Source organism: Actinocorallia libanotica, assembly GCF_039525175.1.
Taxonomy (GTDB): Bacteria; Actinomycetota; Actinomycetes; order Streptosporangiales; family Streptosporangiaceae; genus Actinocorallia; species Actinocorallia libanotica.
In genome coordinates this window covers 64,807-89,878 of record NZ_BAAAHH010000026.1, presented here as the reverse complement: position 1 = coordinate 89,878, position 25,072 = coordinate 64,807, and the positions used below count along the sequence as shown (strand labels likewise).

Genomic DNA, 25,072 nt, shown 5'->3' with positions numbered 1-25,072 from the left:
CGGGCGCTTTTGTCGGTGGGGCGCTCTAGGGTTCTGGCCATGGCCAAAGCAGTGAAGCCCGCTTACAGGTGCGGTGAGTGCGGGTGGCAGACCGCCAAGTGGGTGGGGCGGTGCGGGGAGTGCCAGGCCTGGGGCACGGTCGCGGAGGCGGGGGCGGCGGCTCCGCCGCGGGTGGTGAGCGCGGGTCCGGTGAGCTCGCCGGCCAAGCCGATCGGCGAGGTGGACGTGCGCTCGTCGCACAGCCAGCCGACCGGCATGGACGAGCTCGACCGGGTGCTCGGCGGCGGCCTGGTGCCCGGCGCGGTGCTGCTGATGGCGGGCGAGCCGGGCATCGGCAAGTCGACCCTGCTGCTGGAGGTGGCCGCCCTGGCCGCCGACCGGGGCAACGTGCTGTACGTCACGGGCGAGGAGTCCGCCGAGCAGGTCCGGCTGCGGGCCGACCGGGTCGGCGCCGTCGCCGCGCAGCTCTACCTGGCGGCCGAGACGGACCTGGGCGCGCTGCTGGGCCACGTGGAGACGGTGGAGCCCCAGCTGCTGATCGTCGACTCGATCCAGACGATCGGCTCGGCGGAGGCCGACGGGGCGCCCGGCGGGGTCACCCAGATCAGGGAGGTCACCGCCAACCTCATCCGCGTCGCCAAGGAGCGCGGCATCACCGTGGTCCTGGTCGGCCACGTGACCAAGGAGGGCGCGATCGCGGGCCCCCGGCTGCTGGAGCACCTGGTCGACGTGGTCCTGTACTTCGAGGGCGACCGGCACAGCCGGCTGCGGATGATCCGCGCGGTGAAGAACCGCTACGGGCCGACGGACGAGCTGGGCTGCTTCGACCTCTCGGAGGTCGGGATCGTGGGCCTGGCCGACCCCAGCGGGCTGTTCCTCACCCGCCGCGAGGAGCCGGTGCCGGGCACCTGCGTCACCGTCACCCTGGAGGGCAGGCGCCCCCTGGTCGCCGAGGTGCAGGCCCTGGTCGGCCCGAGCTTCCTGCCCTCGCCCCGGCGGGTCACCTCGGGCCTGGAGTCCAGCCGGGTGGCGATGGTGCTGGCGGTGCTGCAGCAGCGTGCCCGGATGAAGATGCACGAGAAGGACATCTACGTCTCGACGGTGGGCGGGGTGCGGCTGACCGAGACGTCGGTGGACCTCGCGGTGGCCCTGGCCGTCGCCGGCTCCGACACCGAGCAGCCGCTCTCGCCCACGCTCATCGCGGTCGGCGAGGTGGGCCTCGCCGGCGAGGTGCGCCCCGTCCCCGGCGCCCAGCGCCGCCTGAGCGAGGCGGCGCGTCTGGGCTTCCGCAGCGCGCTCGTCCCCCGCGGCGCCCTGGACCTGGGCAAGGGCGGCCCCCTGCGCCAGCTGGGCGCCGTCGAGTTCGAGGGCATGAAGGTCATCGAGGTCGACAACCTGGGCGAGGCCACCCGTGTGGCCTTCACCGCACCCTGAGCCCCCTCGGCTCACCCGGAACTCCCGGCTCTGCCCGGAACCCCGGCTCTGCCCGGAACCCCGGCTCTGCTCGGAGACCTCGGCTCTGTCCGGACCTCGGCTCTGCTCGGAGACCTCGGCTCTGTCCGGACCTCGGCTCTGCCCGGAGGCTCCCCGGCGGGGCTCAGATGCCCCTGGACGGCCCGGACGGGCACGACAGGACCGGATATGGGTCGACAGGCACTGAGTGTGCCCAAATCGGGCTGTAAGTCCTTTGCATGGCCTTTTCCTGCCTTCCGGGGAAAGGGCCCGGTAAGGGGTGTCTGGCCGCGGGGAGAGGGTGTTTCGGCGGCGCGGGGGGTGGACGGCCGCGGATTCGGGGGTATGGGCACGTGGGTGGGACTGACCGGAGGGAAGGATCCGGCTCCGTGGGAAAGAAGAAGGGAACCGATGGACCGGATCGGGCGTCGAATCATGGCAGGTGGCGGCCTCGATAGGCTGTCCGCGCTCTGACGCCGCCTTCGGCGGGGTCCTTCTCCGGGAGGCCTTCTTCCGGCGGGGGGCCGAGGGCGCACCTTGTTGACGACCGGCGACCTGCGGGGGTCAAGTGCCAACACAAGAAAAAATCGTCGACGAGAGGCGCCGCGCGACGCTGGCCGCGGTGGCTCCGGGGACGGCTCTTCGTGACGGCCTGGAACGCATCCTGCGCGGCCACACCGGGGGCCTCATCGTCCTGGGCCACGACCGGACCGTGGAAGAGGTGTGCTCCGGCGGGTTCACCCTGGACGTCGAGTTCTCCGCCACCCGCCTGCGCGAGCTGGCCAAGATGGACGGCGCGATCGTGCTGGACTCCTCCTGCACGCGCATCGTGCGGGCGGCGGTGCACCTGGTGCCCGATCCGACCATCGAGACCGAGGAGTCCGGCACCCGGCACCGCACCGCCGAGCGGGTGGCGCGGCAGACCGGCTATCCGGTGATCTCGGTGAGCCAGTCGATGCGGATCATCGCCCTGTACCTGGACGGCCGCTACGTGCTGGAGGACTCGGCGGCGATCCTGTCCAAGGCCAACCAGGCGCTGGCCACCCTCGAACGCTACAAGCTCCGCCTCGACGAGGTCTCCGGCACCCTGTCGGCGCTGGAGATCGAGGACCTGGTCACCGTCCGCGACGTCACCGCGGTCGTGCAGCGGCTGGAGATGGTGCGCCGGATCGCCGACGAGATCGACGGCTACGTGGTGGAGCTGGGCACCGACGGGCGGCTGCTCTCCCTGCAGCTGGAGGAGCTGGTCTCCGGGGTGGAGGAGGAGCGCGAGCTGATCGTGCGGGACTACCAGCCCAGCGAGCGCCCCACCGAGGAGGTGCTGGCCGCCCTCGACGAGCTGACCCCCAACGGCCTGCTGGAGCTGGGTGACGTCGCCCGCACCATGGACTTCAGCGGCGCCGACGCCCTGGACCTCCCGGTGAGCCCCAAGGGCTACCGCCTCCTGGCCAAGGTCCCCCGCCTGCCCAACCCGGTGGTGGAGCGCCTCGTGGAGCACTTCGGCGGCCTGCAGAAGCTGCTCGCCGCGACCATAGACGACCTCCAGGCCGTGGGCGGCGTCGGCGAGGCCCGCGCCCGCTCGGTCCGCGAGGGCCTCTCCCGCCTCGCCGAGTCCAGCATCCTGGAGCGCTACGTCTGACCGCCCCGGCGGACGCCCGGCAGACCGCGCCCCGGTGGGCCTTGCCGCCCGGCAGGCCGCGCCCGGTGGGGCCGTACCGCCCGGTGGGCCGCGCCCCGGCGGGGCCGTACGCCCGGCGGGCCGTACCGTCCGGCGGGCGCCGTTCCCCCAGGGGTGGGGCGTGCCGGAGGCCGGGGGGCCTCCGGCGGCGGGGTCAGAGGGTCTTGCGGGTGCGTTCGATGAGGTCGCCCAGGTGGTCGCTGACGATCGAGGGGCGCTCCATCATGGCCATGTGGCCGGCGGTGGGGATGACCTCCAGCCGGGCGTCGGGGCACTTGGTGGCGAGGGTGAGGCTGTGCTCGACGGGGGTCAGCGCGTCGTTCTCGGCGGCGATGATCAGGGTCTCGGCCTTGCGCAGGGCGTTGCAGGGGCTGAGCTCGGGGACGCTGGTCATCGAGTGGATGAAGCCGGTGAGGGCCTGCATGCGGGTGGCGGTCATCATCTCCTCGGCGAAGAGCACCGCCGAGGGGCTGGCGTCGGGGCCGAAGGCGACGAGGTCCTCCACCAGCAGGGCGGAGTCGCGGCCGAGGTGGCGCAGCCGCTCCAGGACGCCCGAGCCGAGCCCGGCGGCCTTGAGGCCGTGCGGCATCAGCAGGCGGTTGACCCGGGCCAGGGCGGCGGGCAGCCCGAGGGTGACCTCGCCCAGGCCGCCGGAGGAGGTGCACAGCAGCCCCGCGGCCCTGACTTTGCCACCGATGAGCTCGGGGTGCTCGTCGGCGAACTTCATGATCGTCATGCCGCCCATGGAGTGGCCGACGAGGACCACGGGGGTCTCCGGCGGGACGGTCTGCTCGATGACGGCGCGCAGGTCGTGCGCGAGCTGGTCCACGCAGTAGGAGGAGCGGTCGTCCGCCGAGCCGGAGCGGCCGTGGCCGCGCTGGTCCCAGAAGACGAGCCGGCCCAGGCCGCGCAGCGCCTTGCGCTGGAAGTGCCAGGAGTCGCCGGTGAGGGTCCAGCCGTGGCAGAAGACGACGGCCAGGTCGGTGCGGTCGTCGTTGTCGATCTCCGCGTACAGCCGGGTGCCGTCGTCGGCCAGCACCGGCACGGGGGTGCCGCGCAGGGCGCCGAACTGCTCCCCGGCGTGGGGGTCGGGGCGCAGCCGCAGCCGGCGCAGGGCGTGCCGCTGCAGGGCCATCCCGCCCGCGGCGCCCGCCGCGCCCAGTCCGAGGGCGGTCGCCGCCAGCATCACATTACGACGAGTCATGGAAGTCCTCCTGTTTCCCGGCATTGTTGTACAAACTGTCTAGCGAGTGAAGTGCCGGGCGGGTCAGTAGGACCTGTGCCACAGATTGACCGCGTAGTCGACCTCGGTCCCCGGCACCTCGGCCAGGAATCCGGCGGCCAGGTCGGCGGGGAACTCGATGTTCAGCACCGCCTCCAGCCCCGCCCGGTCGGCGAAGGCCCAGCGGATGGTCAAGGGAAGGCGGGAGAAGCCCTGGCGGGTCCAGAAGCGCTCGACCTCGGCCGGGTCGTAGGCGGGCAGCCACCGGCGGAACCAGCGGCCGAAGGTGGACCTGGTGGCGTCGTTGTCGATGATGAAGGCGGTGCCGCCGCGCCGCGTCACCCGGGCGATCTCGCGCAGCCCCGGCTCGCAGCCCGGACCGAAGAAGTACGCCCACCTCGCGTGCACGACGTCGACACTGGAGTCGGGTAGTGGCAGGGCCTGGGCGGCGGCGGTGCGGACCGTCACATGGCCCAGTCCGGCCACCCGGGAACGGGCCGCGGCGGCCAGGCCCGAGTGGGGCTCCACCCCGATCACCCGCGCCGCCTTCTCCGCGAAGAAGGGCAGGTGGTAGCCGGTGCCGCAGCCGACGTCCAGGACCGTGGCGCCGTCCCAGGGGCGCAGCTCCCGCATCGCCTCCGCCAGCACCCCGTCGGGGTCGACGGCGCGGTTCTCCAACTCGTACGTCTGGGGGGTGTTCCAGATGTTGGGACTGGGCACGGCACCGGGGGCGATCTCTACCACGGACAGAGAGTAACCAACAGTGCTGATGGTTCGTCCTTTTCCCGCCAAGTACGGGTCCCGTCGCGGCGGGGAACGCATAGGCTTTCGGCAGAACGGTCAGAGAGCGAGGAGCCTTGTCCCGCAACGACGTCGCCGAGTCGATCCGGGTGCCCGACGCCCCGATCACGCTGTCCACCGCTTCGGTGTACCCCGAGAAGGTGCCGAGCGCCTTCGAGATGGCGTCCTGGCTGGGTTATGACGGGGTGGAGGTGATGGTCACCCTGGACGCCGCCTCGCAGGACCTCAACGTGCTGCGCCGGCTGTCGGAATACCACCAGATGCCGATCAAGTCGATCCACGCGCCCTGCCTGCTGTTCACCCAGATGGTCTGGGGCCGCGATCCGTGGCACAAGCTGATGCGCTCCAAGGAGATCGCCGAGCGGCTGGGCGCGGAGGTCGTGGTGGTGCACCCGCCGTTCCGCTGGCAGCGCGAGTACGCCCGGGACTTCGAGACGGGCCTGGCGCGCATGCAGGAGGAGACCGACGTGGTCTTCGCGGTGGAGAACATGTTCCCCGCCAAGGCGCGCGGCACCGAGCTCGGCATGTACGCCCCGCACTGGGACCCCACCGGCTACGACTATCCGCACCTGACGCTGGACACCTCGCACACCGCGGTCTCGGGCAGCGACGCGCTGGAGATGGCCGACCGCTACGGCGAGCGGCTGCGCCACCTGCACCTGGCCGACGGCGTCGGCATCCCCAACAAGGACGAGCACCTGGTGCCGGGCCGCGGCTCCCAGCCGTGCGGGGAGATCCTGGAGCGGCTGGCGCTGCAGGGCTTCCGCGGCCACGTGGTGCTGGAGGTCAACACCCGCAAGGCCACCTCGCGCTCCGAGCGCATCGAGGACCTCGCCGAGGCGCTGGCCTTCGCCCGCCTGCACCTGGCGGCCAGCCGCACATGGGAGGTCTCGCGTTCGGGCGAGGTCTCCCGGCAGCGCACCAGCTGACCGTGCCCCCGGGCAGAGACGGCGCGCCCGCGCGGCCGGGCCGGCGCAAAGGCCCCTCCGGCACCCGCCCGCTGATCCTCGCCGCCGCCCGCGAGCTGTTCGCCGAGAAGGGCTTCGACGGCACCTCGCTGCGCGCGGTGGCCAGGTCGGCCGGGGTGGACCCGGCGCTGGTGCACCACTTCTTCGCCGGCAAGGAGGCGCTCTTCGTCGACCGGCCTGGAGCGGTGCATTCACACCTCCTCCATCGAACTGGCGTGCGATGATGGGCGCGTGGCATCTGCGGCAGGAGAAACGGGCAGTGCCCGCTACACCTACCGGTTGCGGTTGTCGTCGCGGGCTGAGGCGGCGTTGCTGGCTGAATGGGATCGGTGCCGGTGGGTGTGGAACCAATGCGTGAGCGTCTCTCGTGCCACCTACCAAGCCGGTGAGGCGTGTGGTCCGGCACTGCTGGACAAACAACTGACCGCCTGGCGCGCCGAGCATCCGTGGCTGGGGCAGGGCGCGTCGGTGCCACAGCAGCAGACCGTTCGAGATTTCGGTCGTTCGCGTGCCAAGGCGATCAAAGACATCAAGGCGCGTTTGCCGGTACGGCGGCGGTCCGGGATGCCACGTTTCAAGAAGAAGCATGCGGCGGCTCCGACGTTGAACTACACCCGCAACGGATTCCGTCTTCGTGAGGGGCGCCTGCTGCTGGCCGGTGGTATCAGTGTGCGGGTGGTGTGGTCACGTCCGCTTCCCGCACAGCCGTCCAGCGTCCGTATCTACCGCGATGTGCTGGGCCACTGGTATGGCTCGTTCGTCGCCCCTGCACCGTTCGAACCTCTCCCGTCGGTGGGTGGGGCGATCGGTATCGACTGGGGAGTGAAGGAGATCGCGACGACCACCAGCGACGCCCACGACCTGCCCCACTCCCAGCACGGCAAGTCGGCCGCTGCGCGTCTGGCCCGCTACCAGCGGATGATGGCCCGTCGCCGCACACCCAAGGGCAGGCTGGCCTCTCAGGGCTACCGCAATGCCTGTCGCCAAGCAGCCAGGGCGTACGCCAAGGTCGCACGGCGCAGGCAGGATGAGGCCCGTAAATGGGCCAAGAGCGTGGTGCGTGATCATGATGTGCTGGCGGTGGAGGACTTTCGGCCGAAGTTTCTGACCAGATCTACAATGGCCCGTAAGGCTGCAGACGCTGCGATCGGGTCGGCCAAGAGCACACTGATCCGGATGGCGCGTAAACACGGCAGGACCGTTCATCTGGTGGACCCTGGCCATACCACCATGGATTGCGGCACGTGCGGGGCGAGAGCCAAGCACCGCCTGCCGCTGTCGGAGCGCACTTACACCTGCACCACGTGCGGAGCCGTATCCCCCAGGGACAAGAACTCCGCGCGTGTGATGCTCGTCCGGGCGGGTCTGGACCCGGACGGCGCTGATCGCAGAAGACCTCTTGCTCCGCCGGGGTGAGAGGCAGCGTGAGCCGTGAATCCCCACACATTCTCAGGTGAGGAAAAGGCCCATCAGGGCTCTTTCCTTCAGAGCGGGGAGCAGTCAAGTTCATGTTCGTGGTGACCAGCGTGGCCACGCTGCGCGAGCGCACCGGGGGCACCCTGGAGCGGCTGATGACGACGCCGCTGGGCAAGCTCGACCTCATCATCGGCTACGCGCTGGCGTTCTCGGCGGTCGCGCTGGCGCAGGTCGCGGTGATCCTGGGGGTGTCGCTGCTCTTCCTGGGGATGTCCGTCAGCGGGCCGCTGTGGGCGCTGGTGCTGATCGCGCTGCTGGACGCGCTGCTGGGAGTGGCGCTCGGCCTGTTCGCGAGCGCGTTCGCCCGCACGGAGTTCCAGGCCGTCCAGCTCATGCCGGCGTTCGTCCTGCCGCAGGCGCTGCTGTGCGGCCTGTTCGCGCCCCGCGACGCCATGCAGCCGGTGCTGTCCGCGCTGTCGGACGTGATGCCGCTGTCGTACGCGGTGGACGCCATGGGCGAGCTGACCGTCTCGCCGGAACCCGGCGCGGGCTTCGCCGTGGACGTCGCGGTGATCGCGGGCGCGGCGCTGGTCTCCCTGCTGGTCGGCGCGGTGACGCTGCCCCGCCGTACGCCCTGAGGACGCGTCCAGCGCTTAAGGTGAAGAGATGCTCCGCCGAAGCCTGCTCGCCGCCTCGCGCAGTCCGGGCCTGCGCACGACGCTCGTGACCGCGCCGGTGACCCGCCGGGTGGTGCGGAGGTTCGTCGCGGGGGAGGACGCCGCGCGGGCCCTGGAGGTCGCGGCGCGGCTGCTGGCCGACGGGCTGCTGGTCAGCCTGGACCGGCTCGGCGAGGACGTGCGGGACCCGGCGGGCGCCGAGGCGACGGTGCGGGCGTACGAGAAGCTGCTGCCGGAGCTGCCCGGCGGGGTGGAGGTCTCGGTCAAGCTCACCGCGCTCGGCCAGGCGCTGGACGAGGACCTGGCGCTGGCGAACGCCCGCCGGGTGTGCGTCGCGGCCGCGCGGGCCGGCACCACGGTCACCCTCGACATGGAGGACCACACGACGGTCGCGTCCACGCTGCGCGTCCTGGACGCGCTGCGCGAGGAGCACCCGGGAACGGGCGCGGTCGTCCAGGCGCAGCTGCGCCGCGCCGAGGAGTACTGCGCGCGCCTGGCGTACGAGGGCTCCCGGGTGCGGTTGTGCAAGGGCGCCTACGACCCGCCGCCGTCGGTGGGCTACACCGCCAAGGCGGACGTCGACAAGTCCTACGTGCGCTGCCTGCGGACGCTGATGGCCGGGCGCGGCTACCCGATGGTCGCCACCCACGACCCGCGCCTCATCGAGATCGCCGACGCGCTGCGGATGGTCGGCGGCCGCGACCACGACTCGTTCGAGTACCAGATGCTCTACGGCATCCGCCCGGACGAGCAGCTGCGCCTGGCCCGGACGGGCGCGCGGGTGCGCGTCTACGTCCCCTACGGCGAGGACTGGTACGGCTACCTGGTGCGGCGGCTCGCCGAACGGCCCGCCAACCTCGCCTTCTTCCTGCGCGCCCTGCGCACGCGCTCCTAGCCTCCGCGGCCCGTTAGGCTGACGAGATCGTCCGTAGGACTCAGGACTACCAGGTCAGGTGTGTGATGATCGCGATTCTCGGTACCGGCAAGATGGGCGAGGCGCTGCTGTCGGGCCTGCTGCGGGCCGGCCGCCGCCCCTCGGAGCTGCTGGTGACGGCCCGCCGCGAGGAGCGCGCCGCGCTGCTGCGCGAACGCCACGGCGTGGCCGTGGTGGCCAACGTCGAGGCCGCGACGAAGGCCTCCGTGCTGGTGCTGGCCGTCAAGCCGCAGGACATGGCGGCGCTGCTGGCCGAGGTCGGGCCGCACGTGTCGTCGGGCACGCTGGTCGTGTCGATGGCGGCGGGCATCACGACTTCCTTCGTCTCCGAGCGGCTGCCCGCCGACGTCCCGGTCATCCGGGTCATGTCGAACACCCCGGTGCTGGTGGACGAGGCGATGAGCGTCATCTCCGCCGGGGAGCACGCCGGGCCGGAGCACCTGGCGCTCGCCGAGGAGATCCTGCGGCCGGTCGGCAAGGTGACGCGGCTGCCGGAGTCGCTGCAGGACGCCGCGACCGCGCTGTCGGGCTCGGGCCCCGCCTACTTCTACTACCTGGTCGAGGCCATGGTCGACGCGGGCATCCTGCTGGGCATGCCGCGCGCCGCGGCCCTGGAGCTGGTGATCCAGTCGGCGGTCGGCGCGGCGGTGATGCTGCGCGACTCCGGCGAGCACCCGGTGCTGCTGCGCGAGGCGGTGACCTCCCCGGCCGGCACGACCATCTCCGCCATCCGCGAGCTGGAGAAGCACGGCGTGCGCGCCGCCGTGCTGGAGGCGATCGAGGCCGCCCGCGACCGCGGCCGCGAACTGGCCGGCGGCTGACCCTCCGGGCCCGGCCTCCCGGCCCGCCCGCCGCCCCGCGGCCCTGTCCGTGTGCCGCCCTGCGGCCCTGTCCGTGTGTCGCTACGCGGCCCTGTCCGTGTGTCGCTACGCGGCCCTGTCCGTGTGTCGCTACGCGACGACGGTGAGGCCGGGGCGCCGGCCCTCGATGACGGAGCCGATGAACGAGGCGGTCTCGCGCATGGCCTCGTCGGCGTCCGGGAGGATCTTGTTGAGGAGCTGGAAGACGTGCATCTGGCCGGGCCAGACCTGCAGGTCGACCGGGGCGCCGGCGGCCATGAGCAGCTCGGCGAAGGCCTCGCCCTCGGGGCGCAGCACCTCCGCGCCGCCGATCTGGATGAGCACCGGGGGCAGCTGCGACCACTCCAGGGACAGCAGCGCCATGCGCGGGTCCATCCGGGTCCCGGCCACCAGCCTGCCGACGCGCCGCGCGGTGTGCGGGCTGATGTAGGGGTCGCGGACCAGGGCGTCCTCGGCGAGGGAGAGCTCGCACGACAGGTCGACCCAGGGGGAGTAGAGCACCAGGCCCGCCGGGGCGGGCAGCTCGTGCCGGTTGATCTCGGCGGTGAGGCCGGCGGCCAGGTGGCCGCCCGCGGAGTCGCCCGCCACCACGATCCGGGTGAAGCCGCGGGCCAGCAGCCAGCGGTAGGCCTCCAGGGCGTCCTCGAGCGCGGCGGGGAAGGGGTGCTCGGGGGCGAGCCGGTAGTGCGGGACGAGGACGGGCATGGCGTTGTCCACCGCGAGCCGGGTGGTGAGGCCGCGGTGGGTCTGCGGGGAGCAGACGACGTAGCCGCCGCCGTGCAGGTACAGGACCGCGGCGTCGTCGGCGCCGTGGCCGTCGGGGATGACCCACTCGGCCTTGACCACGTGCCCGTTGTGCAGCTGGGGGTCGCGGACCCGCTCGATCCGCACCCGGCGGTCGGTGGGGAGCAGGCGGGAGGCGCGGTCGATGGCGGCGCGCGCCGCGCGGATCGGCAGGGGACGGCCGGGCATGCGGTGCAGCAGGGGGCGCACGGTGAAGCGGAGGGCGCCGCCCACGAGCCTGCTCTGAAGACTGGGGTCACGTTCCAGGACCGGCGTGGGGCGCGGTACCCGGGGCGTCACCTCGGGGACGGAGGGCATCGCCTCTTCCTCGAACATGGCCACCCCCCTCCCGAAGATCGGTGATCTCTCTCACACTGTTTCTGCTTTGTTAAGCAGATACCCATTTTGACTCAGTGTTTCACTTCACAAAAGGGTGACTTTGGTACGCTCCATGTCACTCTGCGTAACGCGCTACCTTTGATCCACAGGGACGAACGGCGGCGGGAGAGTGGACGTATGACCGGAACGCTTCAGGTCTTCTGGGACGACAAGCTGCTGTCCTACGACTTCGGATCCGCCCATCCCCTCAACCCCGTCCGGGTCGAGCTCACCATGGAGCTGTCCCGCCACCTGGGGGTGCTCGACCGCGTCGAGGTGCGCGGCTTCGAATCCGCGGGGGACGGGCTGATCTCGCTGGTGCACGGGCGCGAGTACATCGAGGCGGTGAAGAGGGCGGGGCGGGATCTCAAGCCCCACTACGTCTACGGCCTCGGCACCACCGACAATCCGCTGTTCGGCGGCATGCACGAGGCCTCCTCGCTGGTCGTCGGGGCGAGCGTCGCGGCGGCGAAGGCGGTCTGGACGGGCGAGGCCGGGCACGCGGCCAACATCTCCGGAGGGCTCCACCACGCGATGCCGGACGCCGCCTCCGGGTTCTGCATCTACAACGACCCCGCCGTCGCCATCGCCTGGCTCCTGGAGCACGGGGCGCAGAAGGTGGCGTACGTGGACGTGGACGTCCACCACGGGGACGGCGTCCAGAAGGCGTTCTACGACGATCCGCGCGTCATGACGATCAGCCTGCACGAGTCCCCCCGCACGCTCTTCCCCGGCACGGGGTTCCCGCACGAGACGGGAGCCGAGGGCACCTCCGTCAACGTGGCGCTGCCCCCCGGCACGGGGGACCGCGCCTGGCTGCGGGCGTTCGACGCGGTGGTGCCGCCGCTGCTGCGCGCCTTCCAGCCGCAGATCCTGGTCACTCAGCAGGGCTGCGACTCGCACCTGTCGGACCCGCTGGCCCACCTGTCCCTCACCGTGGACGGGCAGCGCACCGCCTACCAGCGGCTCCACGCGCTCGCGCACGAGCTGACCGGGGGCAAGTGGGTCCTCACCGGAGGCGGCGGTTACGAACTGGTGCAGGTGGTCCCCCGGGCGTGGACGCACCTGCTGGCCGAGGCGAGCGGGCATCCGATCGACCCGCGGACCGCCTGCCCCGAGGACTGGCGGGATTTCGTCCGGGAGCGGACGGGCGAGATCGCCCCCAAGGTGATGACCGATGGTTTCCAGGTGGAGGTGCAGACGTGGGGCGAGGGCTACGACCCGGCCAATCCGATCGACCAGGCGATCCTGGCGACGCGCAGGGCGGTGTTCCCGGAGCACGGCCTCCTTCCCGAGTAGAGCTGCGCGACCACCTGGTGCGCACGTTCATCGCCGGAGACGTGGCGACTCCCCGGCACAACAACCTGCGCCACTTCCGCAAGATGGCCGAGGGCGAGCCGTACTACCAGTTCGGACTCGACCTGGGGGAGTGGACGTACGAGCAGACCATCGAGGCGATGGCGCGCCTCGCCGGCACGAGTCCCGACCCCGGGCACTTCTACGGCGAGGACACCATCGACCCCGACCTCACCCTGGACGCGCTGGAGGCGATGGCAGGGCACATCGGCAGGGCGGCCCGCGCGAAGCAGAACGTCCTCCTGGCCACCGGCCACCCCGGCGCCCTGCTGGACCCGCTGTACGTGCCGGTCGCGCGGGCGCTGCGCGAGGCGGGCTGCACGGTCCTGACCCCCGCCGAGGGCTGGTCCTACCTGTCGGACGAGTCGTGGGAGGGGCGGCAGCGGCGCGTCATCCGCTACACCGAGGGCGTCGCCGCGCTGGAGTTCGGCGGCGTCTTCCAGCACACCCACCACGCCGCTCCCATGGAGCGCATGCTGGCAAACCTCGCAGACGAATCCGGGCATTGGCCGGACCTGGTCATCGCCGACCACGGGTGGGCCGGGGCGGCCGGCGAGGCCGGCGTTTCGACCGTCGGATTCGCCGACTGCAACGATCCCGCCCTGTTCGCCGGGCATATCGTAGGGAAAATCGAGGTCTGTGTGCCGCTGGACGACAACGTGCTTCCTGCTCACTACATCCCGCTGACGACCTATCTTCTGAGCCATGCGGGCCTGTTGGCGTAAAGAACCCTCTTGCGACTTGGGATGCACGATTTACGCTGGATGAAGTACGCGTGCGTGATCGAAGTCACCCAAAGGGCAGGTGGCGGGCACGTGTGGAAAAGGGCGGCACATGGCTTCAGGCGAGCGTCCCCTCAGCGAGGTGCGGTTCCTGACCGTCGCTGAAGTGGCATCGGTGATGAGGGTGTCCAAGATGACCGTCTACCGACTCGTTCACTCGGGAGAACTTCCGGCCATCCGGGTCGGTCGCTCCTTCCGGGTGCCCGAACAGGCTGTCCATGACTATCTGCGTGAGGCCTACATCGAGGCCGGCTGATCGCGGGTCGTCCCAGCCTGTCCGGACGCGTGAGCGACGAGACGACACCGGCGGCCGAGAGGCCGCCGGTTCTCCTCAACGTGCGAGCGGCGGTAGTGTTAGCCGTTGGGCTGCGCTGTAGCCCGTTTTCCTGCACGCCCCATGACGGTCATCCCGGCGATGGCCGGGGATCGTATGAGTGAGGTTTCGTGGGCTCCGTTATCAAGAAGCGTCGTAAGCGGATGGCGAAGAAGAAGCACCGCAAGCTGCTGAAGAAGACCCGCGTGCAGCGCCGCAACAAGAAGTGACCACGCCGCTCGACCAGCCGTGAGGGGTGGGCCGCAGAGTGTCCTCCAAACGCGCCTCGGAACCGGAGAACCCTCGGGCCTCTGCCCGTGTCGTGCTGGTCACCGGCGTGTCCCGCTTCCTCGGCGCCCGGGTCGCGCACACGCTGCAGGCGGACCCGGGGATCGAGCGCGTCATCGGCGTGGACACCGTCCCGCCGACCGGGCGCCTGGGCCGCACGGAGTTCGTCCGGGTGGACATCCGGACGCCGAGCATCGCCAAGGTGATCTCCTCCGCGCAGGTCGACACCGTGGTGCATCTGAACCTGGTGACCTCCCCGTCCGGACAGCGGTCCGCGGCCAAGGAGATCAACGTCATCGGGGCGATGCAGCTGCTCGGCGCGTGCCAGCGCTCGCCGTACACGCGCAAGCTGGTCGTGCGCTCCTCGGCCGCGGTCTACGGCTCCTCGCCGCGCGACCCGGCGGTCTTCACCGAGGACTCCCACGCGGCGGTGCCGCCGTCCTCGGGGTACGCCAAGGACGCCCTGGAGGTCGAGGGGTACGTGCGGGGGCTGCAGCGCCGCAGGTCTGACCTGACGGTGTCGGTGCTGCGGTTCGCCAACTTCCTCGGCGCGGGCGTCGACTCCCCGCTCACCCGCTACCTCCGCATGCCGGTGGTGCCGACCGTGCTGGGTTTCGACCCCCGCCTGCAGTTCCTGCACGAGGACGACGGCGTCGAGGTGCTGCGCCGGATGACCGTCGAGGACCATCCGGGCGTCTTCAACGTGGCCGGCGACGGCGTGCTGCTGCTGTCGCAGTGCCTGCGCAGGGCCGGTCGGCAGCCGCTGCCGCTGCCCGGACCGGCCTTCGGGCTGGCCGGGGACGCGGGCAAGCGGCTGGGCGGTGTGCCCGGCTTCTCCGACGAGCTGCGGCGGTGGCTCACCTACGGCCGGGTCATCGACACCACGCGGCTGGTCGAGGAGCTGTCCTGGCGGCCCAAGTACGGCTCCGAGGCCGCCTTCAGCGAGTTCCTGCAGGCGCACGGGCTGGGTAACACCCTGCCGTTGGAGCTGTTCGATCTGGTGGCCGGAGCCCTTCCGGGGCGGTCGGAGCGAGGGGGCGGTGTCCGGTGATGGACGCGTACGGCACGGACGACGGGGACGGGCCGCGCCCCGCCCTCGCACAGGTCATCCCGCTGCACGCCGACCGGCCTTCGGAGCCGGAGCGCAACCCGCTGGAGCGGGCGCTCGCCGGCGGCCTGTCCTTCCTGCGGCGCCGGATCTCCGGCGAGTACGAGGTCGACGAGTTCGGGTTCGACCCCGACCTCAACGCCTCGGTGCTGCTGCCGCTGGCCCGGCTGCTGTACGACCACTGGTTCCGGGTGGAGCTGCACGGCCTGGAGAACGTCCCCGAGCACGGCGGCGCGCTGCTGGTGGCCAACCACTCGGGCACCGTCCCGCTGGACGCCGTCATGCTCCAGGTCGGCCTGCACGACTCGGTCCAGCGCAACCTGCGCCTGCTGGGCGCCGACCTGGTCTACCAGGTGCCGTTCCTGGCGCATCTGGCGCGCAAGTCCGGCCACACCCTGGCCTGCCCGCAGGACGCCGACAGGCTGCTGCGCCAGGGCGAACTGGTCGGCGTCTTCCCCGAGGGCTTCAAGGGCGTGGGCAAGCCCTACGACGAGCGCTACCGGCTCCAGCGGTTCGGCCGCGGCGGCTTCGTGGCGACCGCGCTGCGCGCCGGGGTGCCGATCATCCCGTGCTCCGTGGTGGGCGCCGAGGAGATCTACCCCAAGATCGCCGACCTGCGGCCGCTCGCCCGGCTGCTGGGCCTGCCGTACTTCCCCGTCACCCCCACCTGGCCGCTGCTGGGCCCGCTGGGGCTGGTGCCGCTGCCGTCCAAGTGGATGATCCGCTTCGGCGAGCCGATCCTGCTGGAGGACTACGGGCCCGAGCAGGCCGACGACCCGATGGTGGTGTTCGATCTCACGGACCAGATCCGCGAGACGATCCAGCACCAGCTCTACGACCTGCTGCTGCGCCGGGGCCCCGCCTTCTTCTGAAAAGGCCGCGGCCGGTTCTCAGGCGGTGCCGCGGTAGTGGCGGCGCAGCGCCATGCCCGCGGCGACCCCGCCGGCCAGCGCGCCCGCCCCGGCGGCGGCGGGCAGCGCGATCAGCGTGACCTTGCGCCCGGTGCGGAAGTCGTGGACCGGCCAGCCGTCGGTCCTGGCGCGCTCGCGCAGGTCGCCGTCGGGGTTGACCGCGTGCGGGTCCCCGACCGCGGTGAGCATCGGCAGGTCGTTGTGGGAGTCGCTGTAGGCCGAGCAGCTGGCCAGCTCCAGCCCCTCCTTGAGGGCGAGGGCGCGCACCGCCTCGGCCTTGGCGGGGCCGTGCAGCAGGCTGCCGACGAGCCGTCCGGTGTAGTACCCGTCGGCGGTCTCGGCGACGGTGCCCAGCGCCCCGGTGAGGCCCAGCCGGTTGGCGATGACCCGGGCGATCTCCACGGGCGTGGCGGTGACCAGCCAGACCTGCTGGCCCGCCTCCAGGTGGGCCAGGGCCAAAGTGCGGGTGCCCTGCCAGATCCGGTCGGCCATGACGTCGTCGTAGATCTCCTCGCAGAGCTGGACGAGCTCGTCCACGGCCATGCCCGCCACGAAGGACAGGGCGGCCTCGCGCGCGCTGCCGATGTGCTCGGTGTTCTCGGTGCCGCGCAGCCGGAAGGCGGCCTGGCCCCAGGCGAACATCGCCAGGTCGCGGGTGGTGAACAGCTTGCGCTTGGCCAGCCCGCGGGCGAAGTGGTAGATCGATGCGCCGCGGATCATCGTGTTGTCGACGTCGAAGAACGCCGCCGCGCCGGGGTCGGGCACGGGCCACGCGACCGTCTCGGCCGCTTCGGCGGCCACCTTGCCCGCGTTGACCGGATCCGTCGCCTGCCGTTGCCAGAAGTGCCGCATGTTCCCGTCTCTCCTACGCTGGGCCCGGAACCGCTGACGGCGAGCCTGCTTCCCCTGGGTACAGATCTACCCGACCCCCCGGCCCCGCACAACGATCACGGCTCCGTACCGCTTCCCGGACCTCACCCTAGGTACCGCCGGGTAGCCCGGCAACGTCCGCTCAGATGGAAATACGGTGAGAAGTCGCCCTCCAGGTACGCCCCAGTGACATTCATCGGGCACCATGGGGGCGCGATGGTCGAAGGAATCCTGGCTCTGGCGGCGACCCTGGCAGCCCTTGCGGGCGCCGGGACGCTGGTGCAGCGCGCCCTGAAGGACAAGCGGATCCACCTGTGGGTCTGGGCCGCGGCCACCGGAACGGCGGGTCTGGCGCTGGCCGCGCTGGCCGTCGGGCAGTTCGCGGGCTTCAGCAGCCCCGTCTTCCGGAGCATGGCGATCACCGGGGCGCTGCTGGCCCCCGCCTGCATCGCGGTCGGCGCGATCGAGCTGTGCGTCAAGGCGCTGCAGGCGCGTTTCGCCACCCGGTTGATCGCGGTCTCCTACTCGCTGGTCGCGGTGGTCGTCCTCCTCTTCGACCCCCTGTCGAACGACTCGCTGGGCGACGCGGCGCCGCACCCCGGCGACGTCTACGGACTGCTGCCCGGCGGGCTGCTGACCGGTGCCATGGTGCTGGTGATCGTCGCGCTCCTCGCGGCCGTGGCCACCGTCGTGGTCCGCTCCCAGAAGCGGGACAAGGACGCCTATGAGCTGATGGCGCCCGCGGGTCTGGCGGCGGGCGCGGGCCTGGTCGGCCTGGTCGCCGTCGGCTACCTCCCGGGCCTGGTGAAGATCATCGGTCTCGCCGCGGCGGCGGGGATGGTCTGGTTCGCGGCCTGGCGCACCCTCGACACGGCGGACGGTGCGGACGAGGAGCAGGACGAGAAGGACGGCGGGGCCCGCACGGGCCGCGCCGCCGGGAGCGGCCGTGGATCCCGCACCGAACGCCGAGACCCCCAGGAGAAGGAGGCTGAGGACGAGATGGCCTACGAACCGCCGCGTCCCCACCGCGCCCGCCCCGACACCCACGGCATGATGCGCCCCGAGCCGCCGCAGCCGCCCCAGGCCCCGCTGCCGCCGCGGCACACCGGCTCCCGGCCGCTGCCCCCGCAGCCGCCGCAGTCCGTGCCGCCGCAGGGCCCGCCCACGACGCAGATGCCGGGTCCGGTGGTCGGCGACGACTGGTTCGCCCCGGCCCCGCCGCAGCCCCCGCAGCCCTCCCGGATCATGGGCCCCTACGGCCAGATCGTGGTCTACACCTTGCTGGACGGCCGGGAGCAGGCCTTCGACCGGCAGGTCAACCAGCTCATCGGCCAGGCGGTGCAGGCCGAGCCGGGCATCCTGATCTTCACCTGCCACGAGGTGGACGGCGCGCCGACCCAGCGCATCTCCTACCAGCTCTTCCGCGACCGCGAGGCCTTCGACGAGCACCAGGGCCGGCCGTACGTGCACCGGTTCCAGGCCGAGAGCCGCACCCACGTGCTGGCCACCAACGTGATCGACCTGAAGCTGACCGGCGGCAGCCTCCCGGTGCTGCGATGATCACGCTGCTGTCGCGTCCCGGCTGCCACCTGTGCGACGACGCCCGCGCGGTGGTGGAGCGGGTGGCTCGGGAGGTCGGCGAGCCGTGGGAGGAGCGCGACATCACCCGGGACGAGCGGCTGCTGGACGCCTACCACGACCACATCCCGGTGACGCTGGTCGACGGAAAGCAGATCGACTTCTGGCGGATCGACGAGCAGAGGCTGCGGCAGGCGCTCGCGGACCGCTGACCGAGGCGGGAAAACGCGGGAAAGGGTGTCTAATTTGTCACAACCTTTCCCGCGATCTCGTCGGCTACCTGGGGAAATGGCACCGAACGCGATTCGGTGACTTTGTGCGTTCGTTCACAATGGGGTTAACCTGAAGGAAATACGCCTCTCCCGGTGGGAGGCCGCGTAGAGAGGCCGTGCCACCGCGATGACTCCCCGGCATCCGAACGCGAGGACTCTCAAGGAATCCGCCAAGGGGATCCCGGAGGCCACCGTGGCGCGGCTGCCCGTCTACCTGCGGGCCCTGCAGGGCCTGAAGGACCGGGGCGTGGCGACCGTCTCCTCCGAGGAGCTGGCGGCCGCCGCCGGCGTCAACTCCGCCAAGCTGCGTAAAGACCTGTCCCACCTCGGCTCGTATGGCACGCGTGGAGTCGGGTACGAGGTTGAGTACCTCGTGTACCAGATCTCACGTGAACTCGGTCTCACCCAGGACTGGGTCGTGGCCATCATCGGGGTGGGTAACCTGGGCCGCGCCCTCGCCGGTTACGGCGGGTTCGCTTCCCGGGGGTTCCGGGTGGCCGGGCTGCTCGACGCCGACGCCTCCATCGTCGGCGAGCGCATCTCCGGGCTCACCGTGGAGCACACAGACAAGCTGGAGACCATCATCAAGGACCAGGGCGTGTCCATCGCCGTCATCGCGACCCCCGCGGCGGCTGCCCAGGCGGTGTGCGACCGGGTGGTCGCCGCCGGGGTCACCAGCGTGCTCAATTTCGCCCCCGTCGTCCTCAGCGTCCCCGAGGGCGTCGACGTCCGCAAGGTCGACCTGTCGATCGAGCTGCAGATCCTCGCGTTCCACGAGCAGCGTAAGGCCGGCGGACCGCATGAGGAGTACATCGAGGTACATCCATGAGCCTGCTAGTCGTCGGTCTGAGCCACCGGTCCGCCCCCGTCGCGCTGCTGGAGCAGACGTCGATCACCGGTGACGATCTGGTCAAGCTGCTGCACGAGATCCATGACGCGGTCAGCGAGGTGATGATCGTCTCGACCTGCAACCGGGTCGAGGTGTACGCCTCGGTGGACAAGTTCCACGGCGGCGTCCAGCTGGTCTCCGAGTCGCTCGCGCGGCACTCGGGCGTGCCGCTGGAGGAGCTGTCCCGGCACCTGTACGTGCACTACGAGGACCGTGCCGTCCAGCACGCCTTCACCGTCGCGTGCGGCCTGGAGTCGATGGTCGTGGGCGAGGGCCAGATCCTCGGCCAGATCCGCACCGCGTTCCGGCTGGCGCAGGCCGAGGGCACCATCGGGCGCACCCTGCACGAGGTGGTCCAGCGGGCGCTGCGGGTCGGCAAGCGCGCGCATTCGGACACCGGCATCGACCAGGCGGGCGCCTCGCTGGTCAGCGTCGGCCTCCAGGTCGCCGCGGGCCACCTGGGCGACCTGTCGCAGTGCCGCGCCCTGGTGATCGGGGCGGGCGCGATGAGCGGCCTGGCCGTGGCCACCCTGGCCCGGGCGGGCGTCGCGGAGATCACGGTGGCCAACCGCACCTTCGACAAGGCCGAGCGGTTGGCCGAGTCGGCCCGCACGGTCGGCGTCCCGGCCCGCCCGCTGCCGCTGGAGGACCTCGCCGGCGAGCTGAACTCCGCCGACCTGATCGTCTCCTGCACCGGCGCCGGCCAGATGATCGCCCGGGAGCAGCTCGTCCCCGGGCGCCGCTTCATCCTCGACCTCGCCCTGCCGCGCGACGTCGACCCCGGCGTCCGCGACGTCGAGGGCACCGGCCTGGCCTCCCTGGACGACCTGCGCACCGCCGAGGAGGCGGCGCGGGCCATCGGGCCCGAGGCCGTGGAGGCGGTGCGGCAGATCGTCGCCGACGAGGTGGCCGCCTTCCTGTCCGCCGCCCGCGCCGCCGCCGTGGCGCCGACCGTGGTCGCGCTGCGCAGCAAGGCCGCCGAGGTGGTGGACCTGGAGCTGGCGCGGCTGCGCGCCAAGCTGCCCGACCTCGACCCCAAGACCGAACACGAGCTCGCGATGACCGTCCGGCGGGTGGCCGACAAGCTGCTGCACGCGCCGACCGTCCGCGTCAAGGAGCTGGCCGCCGCACCCGGCGGCGACTCCTACGCCGACGCGCTGCGCGAGCTCTTCGACCTCGACCCCACGGCACCCCAGGCCGTGACCCGCGCCGACCTGCCCGCGGGTAAGGGCACACAGCGGCAGGAACGGAGCAAGGCGTGAGCACTCTGAAGCTGGCCACCCGCAAGAGCCTGCTGGCGACGACCCAGTCCGGGATGGTCGCCGACGCGCTGACCGCGGCCACGGGACGCGCCGTGGAACTGGTGGGCATCACCACCGAGGGCGACGTCAACAAGGCGCTGCTCGCCCAGATCGGCGGCACCGGCGTGTTCGTCAACCGGCTGCGCGAGGAGATCCTCGCCGGCACGGTGGACTTCGCCGTGCACTCGCTGAAGGACCTGCCGACCACGCCCGCCGAGGGCATCGAGCTGGTCGCGCTGCCGCCGCGCCACGACCACAGGGACGCGCTGTGCGGCCCGGGCAAGCTCTCGGAGCTGCCCGCGGGGGCGCGGGTCGGCACCGGCTCGCCCCGCCGCGTCGCCCAGCTGCGGGCGCTGCGCCCCGACCTGGAGGTCGTGCCGATCCGCGGCAACGCCGACACCCGGCTGGCCAAGGTCACCGACGGCGAGCTGGACGCGGTGGTGCTGGCCAACGCCGGCCTGACCCGGATCGGGCGCACCGAGCTGATCGGCGAGCTCTTCGAGCCCGAGCAGATGCTCCCGGCCCCCGGCCAGGGCGCGCTGGCGGTGGAGTGCCGCTCCGACGACGCCGGGCTGATCGAACTTCTCCGGGTGCTGGACGACCCGGCCACCCGGGCGGCCGTCACCGCCGAGCGCGCCGTCCTGGCGGTGCTCGAGGCGGGATGTTCCGCGCCGGTGGGTGCGTTCGCACAGGTGGAGAACGAGGTATTGAGCCTGACGGCCGCAGTCGTGTCGCTGGACGGCACCCGCCAGATCAGGCTCTCCGCGAGCGGCCACCCCGAGAGCGCCGCGGAGCTGGGCCGCCAGCTGGCGGCCCGGCTCTTCGAGCAGGGGGCCGACAAGCTGATGGAGGGACCATGACCGTCACTTTCGTAGGTCTGGGGCCGGGCGACCCCGGCCTGCTGACCCTGCGCGGAGCCGAGGCGCTGGGCCGCGCGGACACGGTCGTGGTGAACCGGTCGAGCTGCCCCGCCGAGGTGCTGGGGCACTGCCGCCCCGAGGCCGAGATCCTGGACGCCGACGAGCGCGACGCGGTCAAGCTGGTGCTGGCGGCGGCCCGCGACGGCGAGGTGGTGCGGCTGGTCTCCGGCGACTCCGGGCTCGGCGGCAAGGCGGCGCGGGAGGCCGCCGCGTGCGCCGACGAGGGCGTCCCCTTCGAGATCGTCCCCGGTGTGTCCGCGGTGACGGCGGTGCCGCAGTACGCCGGCTTCCCGCTGCGCGACGAGCGCACCCGCGAGGTGCGGGTGATCGACGTGACGGACGGCGGCGTCGACTGGGCGGCGGCGGCCGCGGGCGAGGCCACCCTGGTCGTGCTGGGCGCCGAGGGACAGGTGAGCGAGCTGGCCAAGCGGCTGATCGCCGCGGGCCGCAAGGACTCCACCCCGGCCGCCTACACCAGCCTGGGCAGCACCACCGAGCAGGAGACGGTGGTCACCACGCTCAACCGGCTGTACGCCGAGACCAAGGGCATGGACGCCCCGGCGCTGATCGTGGTCGGCGACGTGGTGAACTGGCGCGAGAAGCTGTCCTGGTTCGAGACCAAGGCGCTGTTCGGCTGGCGGGTGCTGGTGCCGCGCACCAAGGAGCAGGCCGCCGACCTGTCGGAGCAGCTGCGCTCCTACGGCGCGGTGCCCCAGGAGGTGCCCACCATCTCGGTGGAGCCGCCGCGCACCCCCCAGCAGATGGACCGCGCCATCAAGGGCTTGGTCACCGGCCGCTACGAGTGGGTGGTCTTCACCTCGGTCAACGCGGTGAAGGCGGTGCGGGAGAAGTTCGCCGAGTACGGCCTGGACGCCCGCGCCTTCGCCGGCCTGAAGGTCGCCGCGGTGGGCGACCAGACGGCGGCGTCGCTGGTGGAGTTCGGGGTGCAGCCCGACCTCATGCCGCCGGTCAACCAGTCCGGCGAGGGCCTGGTGGAGATCTGGCCGCCCTACGACGAGGACCTCGACCCGATCAACCGGGTGCTGCTGCCGCGCGCCGACATCGCCACCGACCGGCTGATCTCGGGCCTGACCGAGCTCGGCTGGGAGTGCGACGACGTCACCGCCTACCGGACGGTGCGGGCGGCGCCGCCGCCGCAGCCGATCCGCGAGGCGATCAAGGGCGGCGGGTTCGACGCGGTGCTGTTCACCAGCTCCTCCACGGTCAAGAACCTCATCGGCATCGCCGGCAAGCCGCACAATGTGACGGTCATCGCGGTCATCGGCCCGCAGACGGCCAAGACCGCCGAGGAGTACGGCCTCCGCGTCGACGTGATGGCCGAGAAGCCTTCCATCTCGGACCTGGCGGTCGCCTTGGCCGAGTACGGTGCGAAGCGGAGAGCCGCCCAGATCGAGGCGGGCGAGCCGCTGCGCAAGCCCAGCCAGATGCGGCGGGGAGCCCGGAAGAAGAGGTTCACGTGATGATCGAGCGTCCGCGCAGGCTGCGCCGTTCGGCGGCGCTGCGCCGGCTGGTGGCCGAGACCCGGCTGAACCCGGCCGACCTGATCCTGCCCCTGTTCGTCAAGGAGGGCATCGAGGAGGCGGCAGAGGTCTCCTCGATGCCGGGGGTGTACCAGCACACCCGCGACAGCCTCCGCAAGGCCGCGCACGAGGCGGCCGAGGCGGGGGTCGGCGGGCTGATCCTGTTCGGCGTGCCCGAGCACAAGGACGAGCGCGGCTCGGCCGCCGACGACCCGCAGGGCATCATGCAGCGCGCGCTGCGCGACCTGTCGGCGGACCTGGGCGACGCGGTGGTCCTGATGACCGACCTGTGCCTGGACGAGTACACCTCGCACGGCCACTGCGGCCTGCTCACCCCCTCCGGCGAGGTCGACAACGACTCCACCCTGGAGCGGTACGCCTCCGTCGCGCTGGCGCAGGCCGAGGCCGGCGCCCAGGTGGTGGCGCCCAGCGGCATGATGGACGGCCAGGTGCGGGCGATCCGCGCCGCCCTGGACGGCGCCGGACACCAGGACATCCCGGTCATGGCGTACGCGGCCAAGTACGCCTCGGCGTTCTACGGCCCGTTCCGCGACGCCGCCGAGTGCGCCCCGCAGTTCGGCGACCGCGCCTCCTACCAGCAGGACCCGGCCAACGCCCGGGAGTCCCTGCGCGAGGTCCGCCTGGACCTGGAGGAGGGCGCCGACATCGTCATGGTCAAGCCCGCCGGCGCCTACCTGGACGTGGTGCGCCAGGTGAAGGACTCGGTGGACGTGCCGGTCGCCGCCTACCAGGTGAGCGGCGAGTACGCGATGATCGAGGCGGCCGCCGCGCGGGGCTGGATCGACCGCGAGCGGGCGATCCACGAGTCGCTGGTCTCCATCCGGCGGGCCGGCGCCGACCTCGTCCTGACCTACTGGGCCACCGAGGTCGCCCGGCGCCTGTGAGCCGCGCGCGGCAACCGGTGAACCCCCGGGGAAACGCCGCACGGGTGGCCTGCGTATAGTCATTTGGAACCGTATCCGGGGGTCGGTGCGCAGATTTCCACCGCCTTTCGCCATGATCTGGGGAAAGGCGGTTCTCTCTTCGGGGGGCGATACATGTTGGCGGTCACCCGTAATTCCCGCAACAGTCGCAACAGCCGTGACACCCGCGCCAGGAACCTCCTGGTCGTGGCGGCGCGTGAGTACGCCGCGCGGGGCTGGGCCACCGTGGTGGGCGCCCACGCGCCGGCCGCGGGCGACCGCGCCTGCTCCTGCGACCGGATCGGCTGCCCCAGACCGGGCGCCCATCCGGTGACGACGGGCTGGGCGCGCCAGGCCACCACCGAGCGCGAGACGCTCGACCGATGGTGGTCGGTCACCCCCGAGGCCAACGTGATCCTGCCCACCGGCCGCGTCTTCGACGTCTTCGACGTCCCGGCCGCGACGGGCCGGGCGGCGCTGGCGGCGATGGCCGCCGCGGGGGTCGAGGCGGGCCCGGTCGCCGCGATCGGCGACGAGCGCCACCTGTTCTTCGTGGCCACCCGGGGCGCCCCCGAGGACGAGGACGAGTGGTGGTCCTGTCACCTGGACTGCTCGCCCGAGACCCTCGCCGACACCCCGGGCATGCGCTGGCACTGCCGGGACAGCTACGTGGTGGCGCCCCCGTCCGTCCTGCCGTCCGGCCGCGAGGTCACCTGGGTGCGCCCGCCGGACGACGCCCCGCTGCCCGACCCCCTGCGCGTCCTGGAGTTCCTGGTCGACTGAAGGCGGCCGGTCTCCGGGCGGTCCAGACCCTCATCAGACGGCGAACCCTCCTTCCCCCTGAGGGGGAG

At 72.0% G+C, this 25,072-nt stretch carries 26 protein-coding genes; 22 read left to right on the top strand and 4 right to left on the bottom strand.

Features of this window, described 5'->3' with window-relative positions; genetic code table 11:
* Window positions 1–39 precede the first annotated feature (39 nt).
* Together radA and disA are read left to right on the top strand one after the other, a co-directional pair.
* Window positions 40–1,434 (top strand): DNA repair protein RadA, encoded by a 1,395-nt coding sequence (gene radA / locus ABD140_RS27355; RefSeq protein ID WP_344243873.1) that lies wholly within the window; start codon window positions 40–42, stop codon window positions 1,432–1,434.
* Window positions 1,435–2,020: 586 nt separating this feature from the next.
* The gene (gene disA, locus ABD140_RS27350; protein ID WP_344243872.1) at window positions 2,021–3,091 is read left to right on the top strand and encodes a DNA integrity scanning diadenylate cyclase DisA; all 1,071 of its coding nucleotides are present in this window, start codon (window positions 2,021–2,023) and stop codon (window positions 3,089–3,091) included.
* 193 nt (window positions 3,092–3,284) lie between these two features.
* Here the strand turns inward: disA and ABD140_RS27345 are convergent, their stop codons facing one another.
* Together ABD140_RS27345 and ABD140_RS27340 are read right to left on the bottom strand one after the other, a co-directional pair.
* Window positions 3,285–4,334, bottom strand: a complete 1,050-nt coding sequence (locus ABD140_RS27345; RefSeq protein ID WP_344243871.1) for an alpha/beta fold hydrolase — start codon at window positions 4,332–4,334, stop codon at window positions 3,285–3,287.
* A gap of 63 nt (window positions 4,335–4,397) precedes the next feature.
* Complete coding sequence (locus ABD140_RS27340; RefSeq protein ID WP_344243870.1) at window positions 4,398–5,096, bottom strand: class I SAM-dependent methyltransferase; 699 nt, start codon at window positions 5,094–5,096, stop codon at window positions 4,398–4,400.
* Window positions 5,097–5,209: 113 nt separating this feature from the next.
* Here ABD140_RS27340 and ABD140_RS27335 point away from each other — a divergent pair, with 113 nt between their 5' ends.
* The 6 genes from ABD140_RS27335 (at window position 5,210) to proC (ending at window position 9,969) form a co-directional block, all read left to right on the top strand.
* Window positions 5,210–6,082, top strand: coding sequence for a sugar phosphate isomerase/epimerase family protein (locus ABD140_RS27335; protein WP_344243869.1), 873 nt, complete (start codon window positions 5,210–5,212; stop codon window positions 6,080–6,082).
* Between the two features lie 2 nt (window positions 6,083–6,084).
* Window positions 6,085–6,345: a helix-turn-helix domain-containing protein gene (locus tag ABD140_RS27330; protein ID WP_344243868.1), complete on the top strand. Its 261-nt coding sequence runs from the start codon at window positions 6,085–6,087 to the stop codon at window positions 6,343–6,345.
* Between the two features lie 7 nt (window positions 6,346–6,352).
* Complete coding sequence (locus ABD140_RS27325) at window positions 6,353–7,537, top strand: RNA-guided endonuclease InsQ/TnpB family protein (protein ID WP_344243867.1); 1,185 nt, start codon at window positions 6,353–6,355, stop codon at window positions 7,535–7,537.
* Window positions 7,538–7,629: 92 nt separating this feature from the next.
* Window positions 7,630–8,175, top strand: coding sequence for an ABC transporter permease (locus tag ABD140_RS27320; protein WP_344243866.1), 546 nt, complete (start codon window positions 7,630–7,632; stop codon window positions 8,173–8,175).
* Window positions 8,176–8,203: 28 nt separating this feature from the next.
* Window positions 8,204–9,109 (top strand): proline dehydrogenase family protein, encoded by a 906-nt coding sequence (locus ABD140_RS27315; protein WP_344243865.1) that lies wholly within the window; start codon window positions 8,204–8,206, stop codon window positions 9,107–9,109.
* A 65-nt stretch (window positions 9,110–9,174) separates the two neighbouring features.
* Complete coding sequence (gene proC, locus ABD140_RS27310; protein ID WP_344243864.1) at window positions 9,175–9,969, top strand: pyrroline-5-carboxylate reductase; 795 nt, start codon at window positions 9,175–9,177, stop codon at window positions 9,967–9,969.
* Between the two features lie 129 nt (window positions 9,970–10,098).
* Here proC and ABD140_RS27305 read toward each other — a convergent pair whose 3' ends face one another.
* Entirely contained in the window at window positions 10,099–11,127 is a 1,029-nt protein-coding gene (locus ABD140_RS27305) for an alpha/beta hydrolase (protein WP_344243862.1), read from the bottom strand.
* 180 nt (window positions 11,128–11,307) lie between these two features.
* Between ABD140_RS27305 and ABD140_RS27300 the strand changes: the two genes are divergently transcribed.
* From ABD140_RS27300 to ABD140_RS27275, 6 genes are all read left to right on the top strand, one after another.
* Entirely contained in the window at window positions 11,308–12,468 is a 1,161-nt protein-coding gene (locus tag ABD140_RS27300; RefSeq protein ID WP_344243860.1) for an acetoin utilization protein AcuC, read from the top strand.
* 2 nt (window positions 12,469–12,470) lie between these two features.
* Window positions 12,471–13,250 (top strand): phosphatase, encoded by a 780-nt coding sequence (locus ABD140_RS27295; RefSeq protein WP_344243917.1) that lies wholly within the window; start codon window positions 12,471–12,473, stop codon window positions 13,248–13,250.
* Between the two features lie 109 nt (window positions 13,251–13,359).
* The gene (locus tag ABD140_RS27290; protein ID WP_106397174.1) at window positions 13,360–13,563 is read left to right on the top strand and encodes a helix-turn-helix domain-containing protein; all 204 of its coding nucleotides are present in this window, start codon (window positions 13,360–13,362) and stop codon (window positions 13,561–13,563) included.
* Between the two features lie 188 nt (window positions 13,564–13,751).
* Window positions 13,752–13,850, top strand: coding sequence for a 30S ribosomal protein bS22 (locus ABD140_RS27285; RefSeq protein WP_012854759.1), 99 nt, complete (start codon window positions 13,752–13,754; stop codon window positions 13,848–13,850).
* Between the two features lie 92 nt (window positions 13,851–13,942).
* Window positions 13,943–14,959 (top strand): NAD-dependent epimerase/dehydratase family protein, encoded by a 1,017-nt coding sequence (locus ABD140_RS27280; protein ID WP_344243856.1) that lies wholly within the window; start codon window positions 13,943–13,945, stop codon window positions 14,957–14,959.
* Window positions 14,959–15,888 (top strand): lysophospholipid acyltransferase family protein, encoded by a 930-nt coding sequence (locus tag ABD140_RS27275; RefSeq protein WP_344243855.1) that lies wholly within the window; start codon window positions 14,959–14,961, stop codon window positions 15,886–15,888. The genes ABD140_RS27280 and ABD140_RS27275 overlap by 1 nt, the downstream gene beginning before the upstream one ends.
* 18 nt (window positions 15,889–15,906) lie before the next feature.
* On the opposite strand, the gene ABD140_RS27270 is transcribed toward ABD140_RS27275, so the two are convergent.
* Complete coding sequence (locus ABD140_RS27270) at window positions 15,907–16,779, bottom strand: HAD family hydrolase (RefSeq protein ID WP_344243854.1); 873 nt, start codon at window positions 16,777–16,779, stop codon at window positions 15,907–15,909.
* Between the two features lie 234 nt (window positions 16,780–17,013).
* On the opposite strand from ABD140_RS27270, the gene ABD140_RS40215 reads away from it, so the two are divergent.
* From ABD140_RS40215 to ABD140_RS27230, 8 genes are all read left to right on the top strand, one after another.
* Window positions 17,014–18,357, top strand: coding sequence for a putative quinol monooxygenase (locus ABD140_RS40215; RefSeq protein WP_425544157.1), 1,344 nt, complete (start codon window positions 17,014–17,016; stop codon window positions 18,355–18,357).
* Window positions 18,354–18,587: a glutaredoxin family protein gene (locus ABD140_RS27260; protein ID WP_344243853.1), complete on the top strand. Its 234-nt coding sequence runs from the start codon at window positions 18,354–18,356 to the stop codon at window positions 18,585–18,587. The genes ABD140_RS40215 and ABD140_RS27260 overlap by 4 nt, the downstream gene beginning before the upstream one ends.
* Before the next feature lie 187 nt (window positions 18,588–18,774).
* Window positions 18,775–19,476: a redox-sensing transcriptional repressor Rex gene (locus ABD140_RS27255; RefSeq protein ID WP_344243852.1), complete on the top strand. Its 702-nt coding sequence runs from the start codon at window positions 18,775–18,777 to the stop codon at window positions 19,474–19,476.
* Entirely contained in the window at window positions 19,473–20,798 is a 1,326-nt protein-coding gene (locus tag ABD140_RS27250; RefSeq protein ID WP_344243851.1) for a glutamyl-tRNA reductase, read from the top strand. The genes ABD140_RS27255 and ABD140_RS27250 overlap by 4 nt, the downstream gene beginning before the upstream one ends.
* Window positions 20,795–21,697, top strand: coding sequence for a hydroxymethylbilane synthase (hemC, locus tag ABD140_RS27245; protein ID WP_344243850.1), 903 nt, complete (start codon window positions 20,795–20,797; stop codon window positions 21,695–21,697). The genes ABD140_RS27250 and hemC overlap by 4 nt, the downstream gene beginning before the upstream one ends.
* Window positions 21,694–23,238 (top strand): bifunctional uroporphyrinogen-III C-methyltransferase/uroporphyrinogen-III synthase, encoded by a 1,545-nt coding sequence (locus ABD140_RS27240; protein ID WP_344243849.1) that lies wholly within the window; start codon window positions 21,694–21,696, stop codon window positions 23,236–23,238. Before hemC ends, ABD140_RS27240 begins: the two co-directional genes overlap by 4 nt.
* Window positions 23,238–24,203, top strand: a complete 966-nt coding sequence (gene hemB / locus ABD140_RS27235; protein ID WP_344243848.1) for a porphobilinogen synthase — start codon at window positions 23,238–23,240, stop codon at window positions 24,201–24,203. Before ABD140_RS27240 ends, hemB begins: the two co-directional genes overlap by 1 nt.
* A 153-nt stretch (window positions 24,204–24,356) precedes the next feature.
* The gene (locus tag ABD140_RS27230; protein ID WP_344243847.1) at window positions 24,357–25,004 is read left to right on the top strand and encodes a bifunctional DNA primase/polymerase; all 648 of its coding nucleotides are present in this window, start codon (window positions 24,357–24,359) and stop codon (window positions 25,002–25,004) included.
* Window positions 25,005–25,072 lie beyond the last annotated feature (68 nt).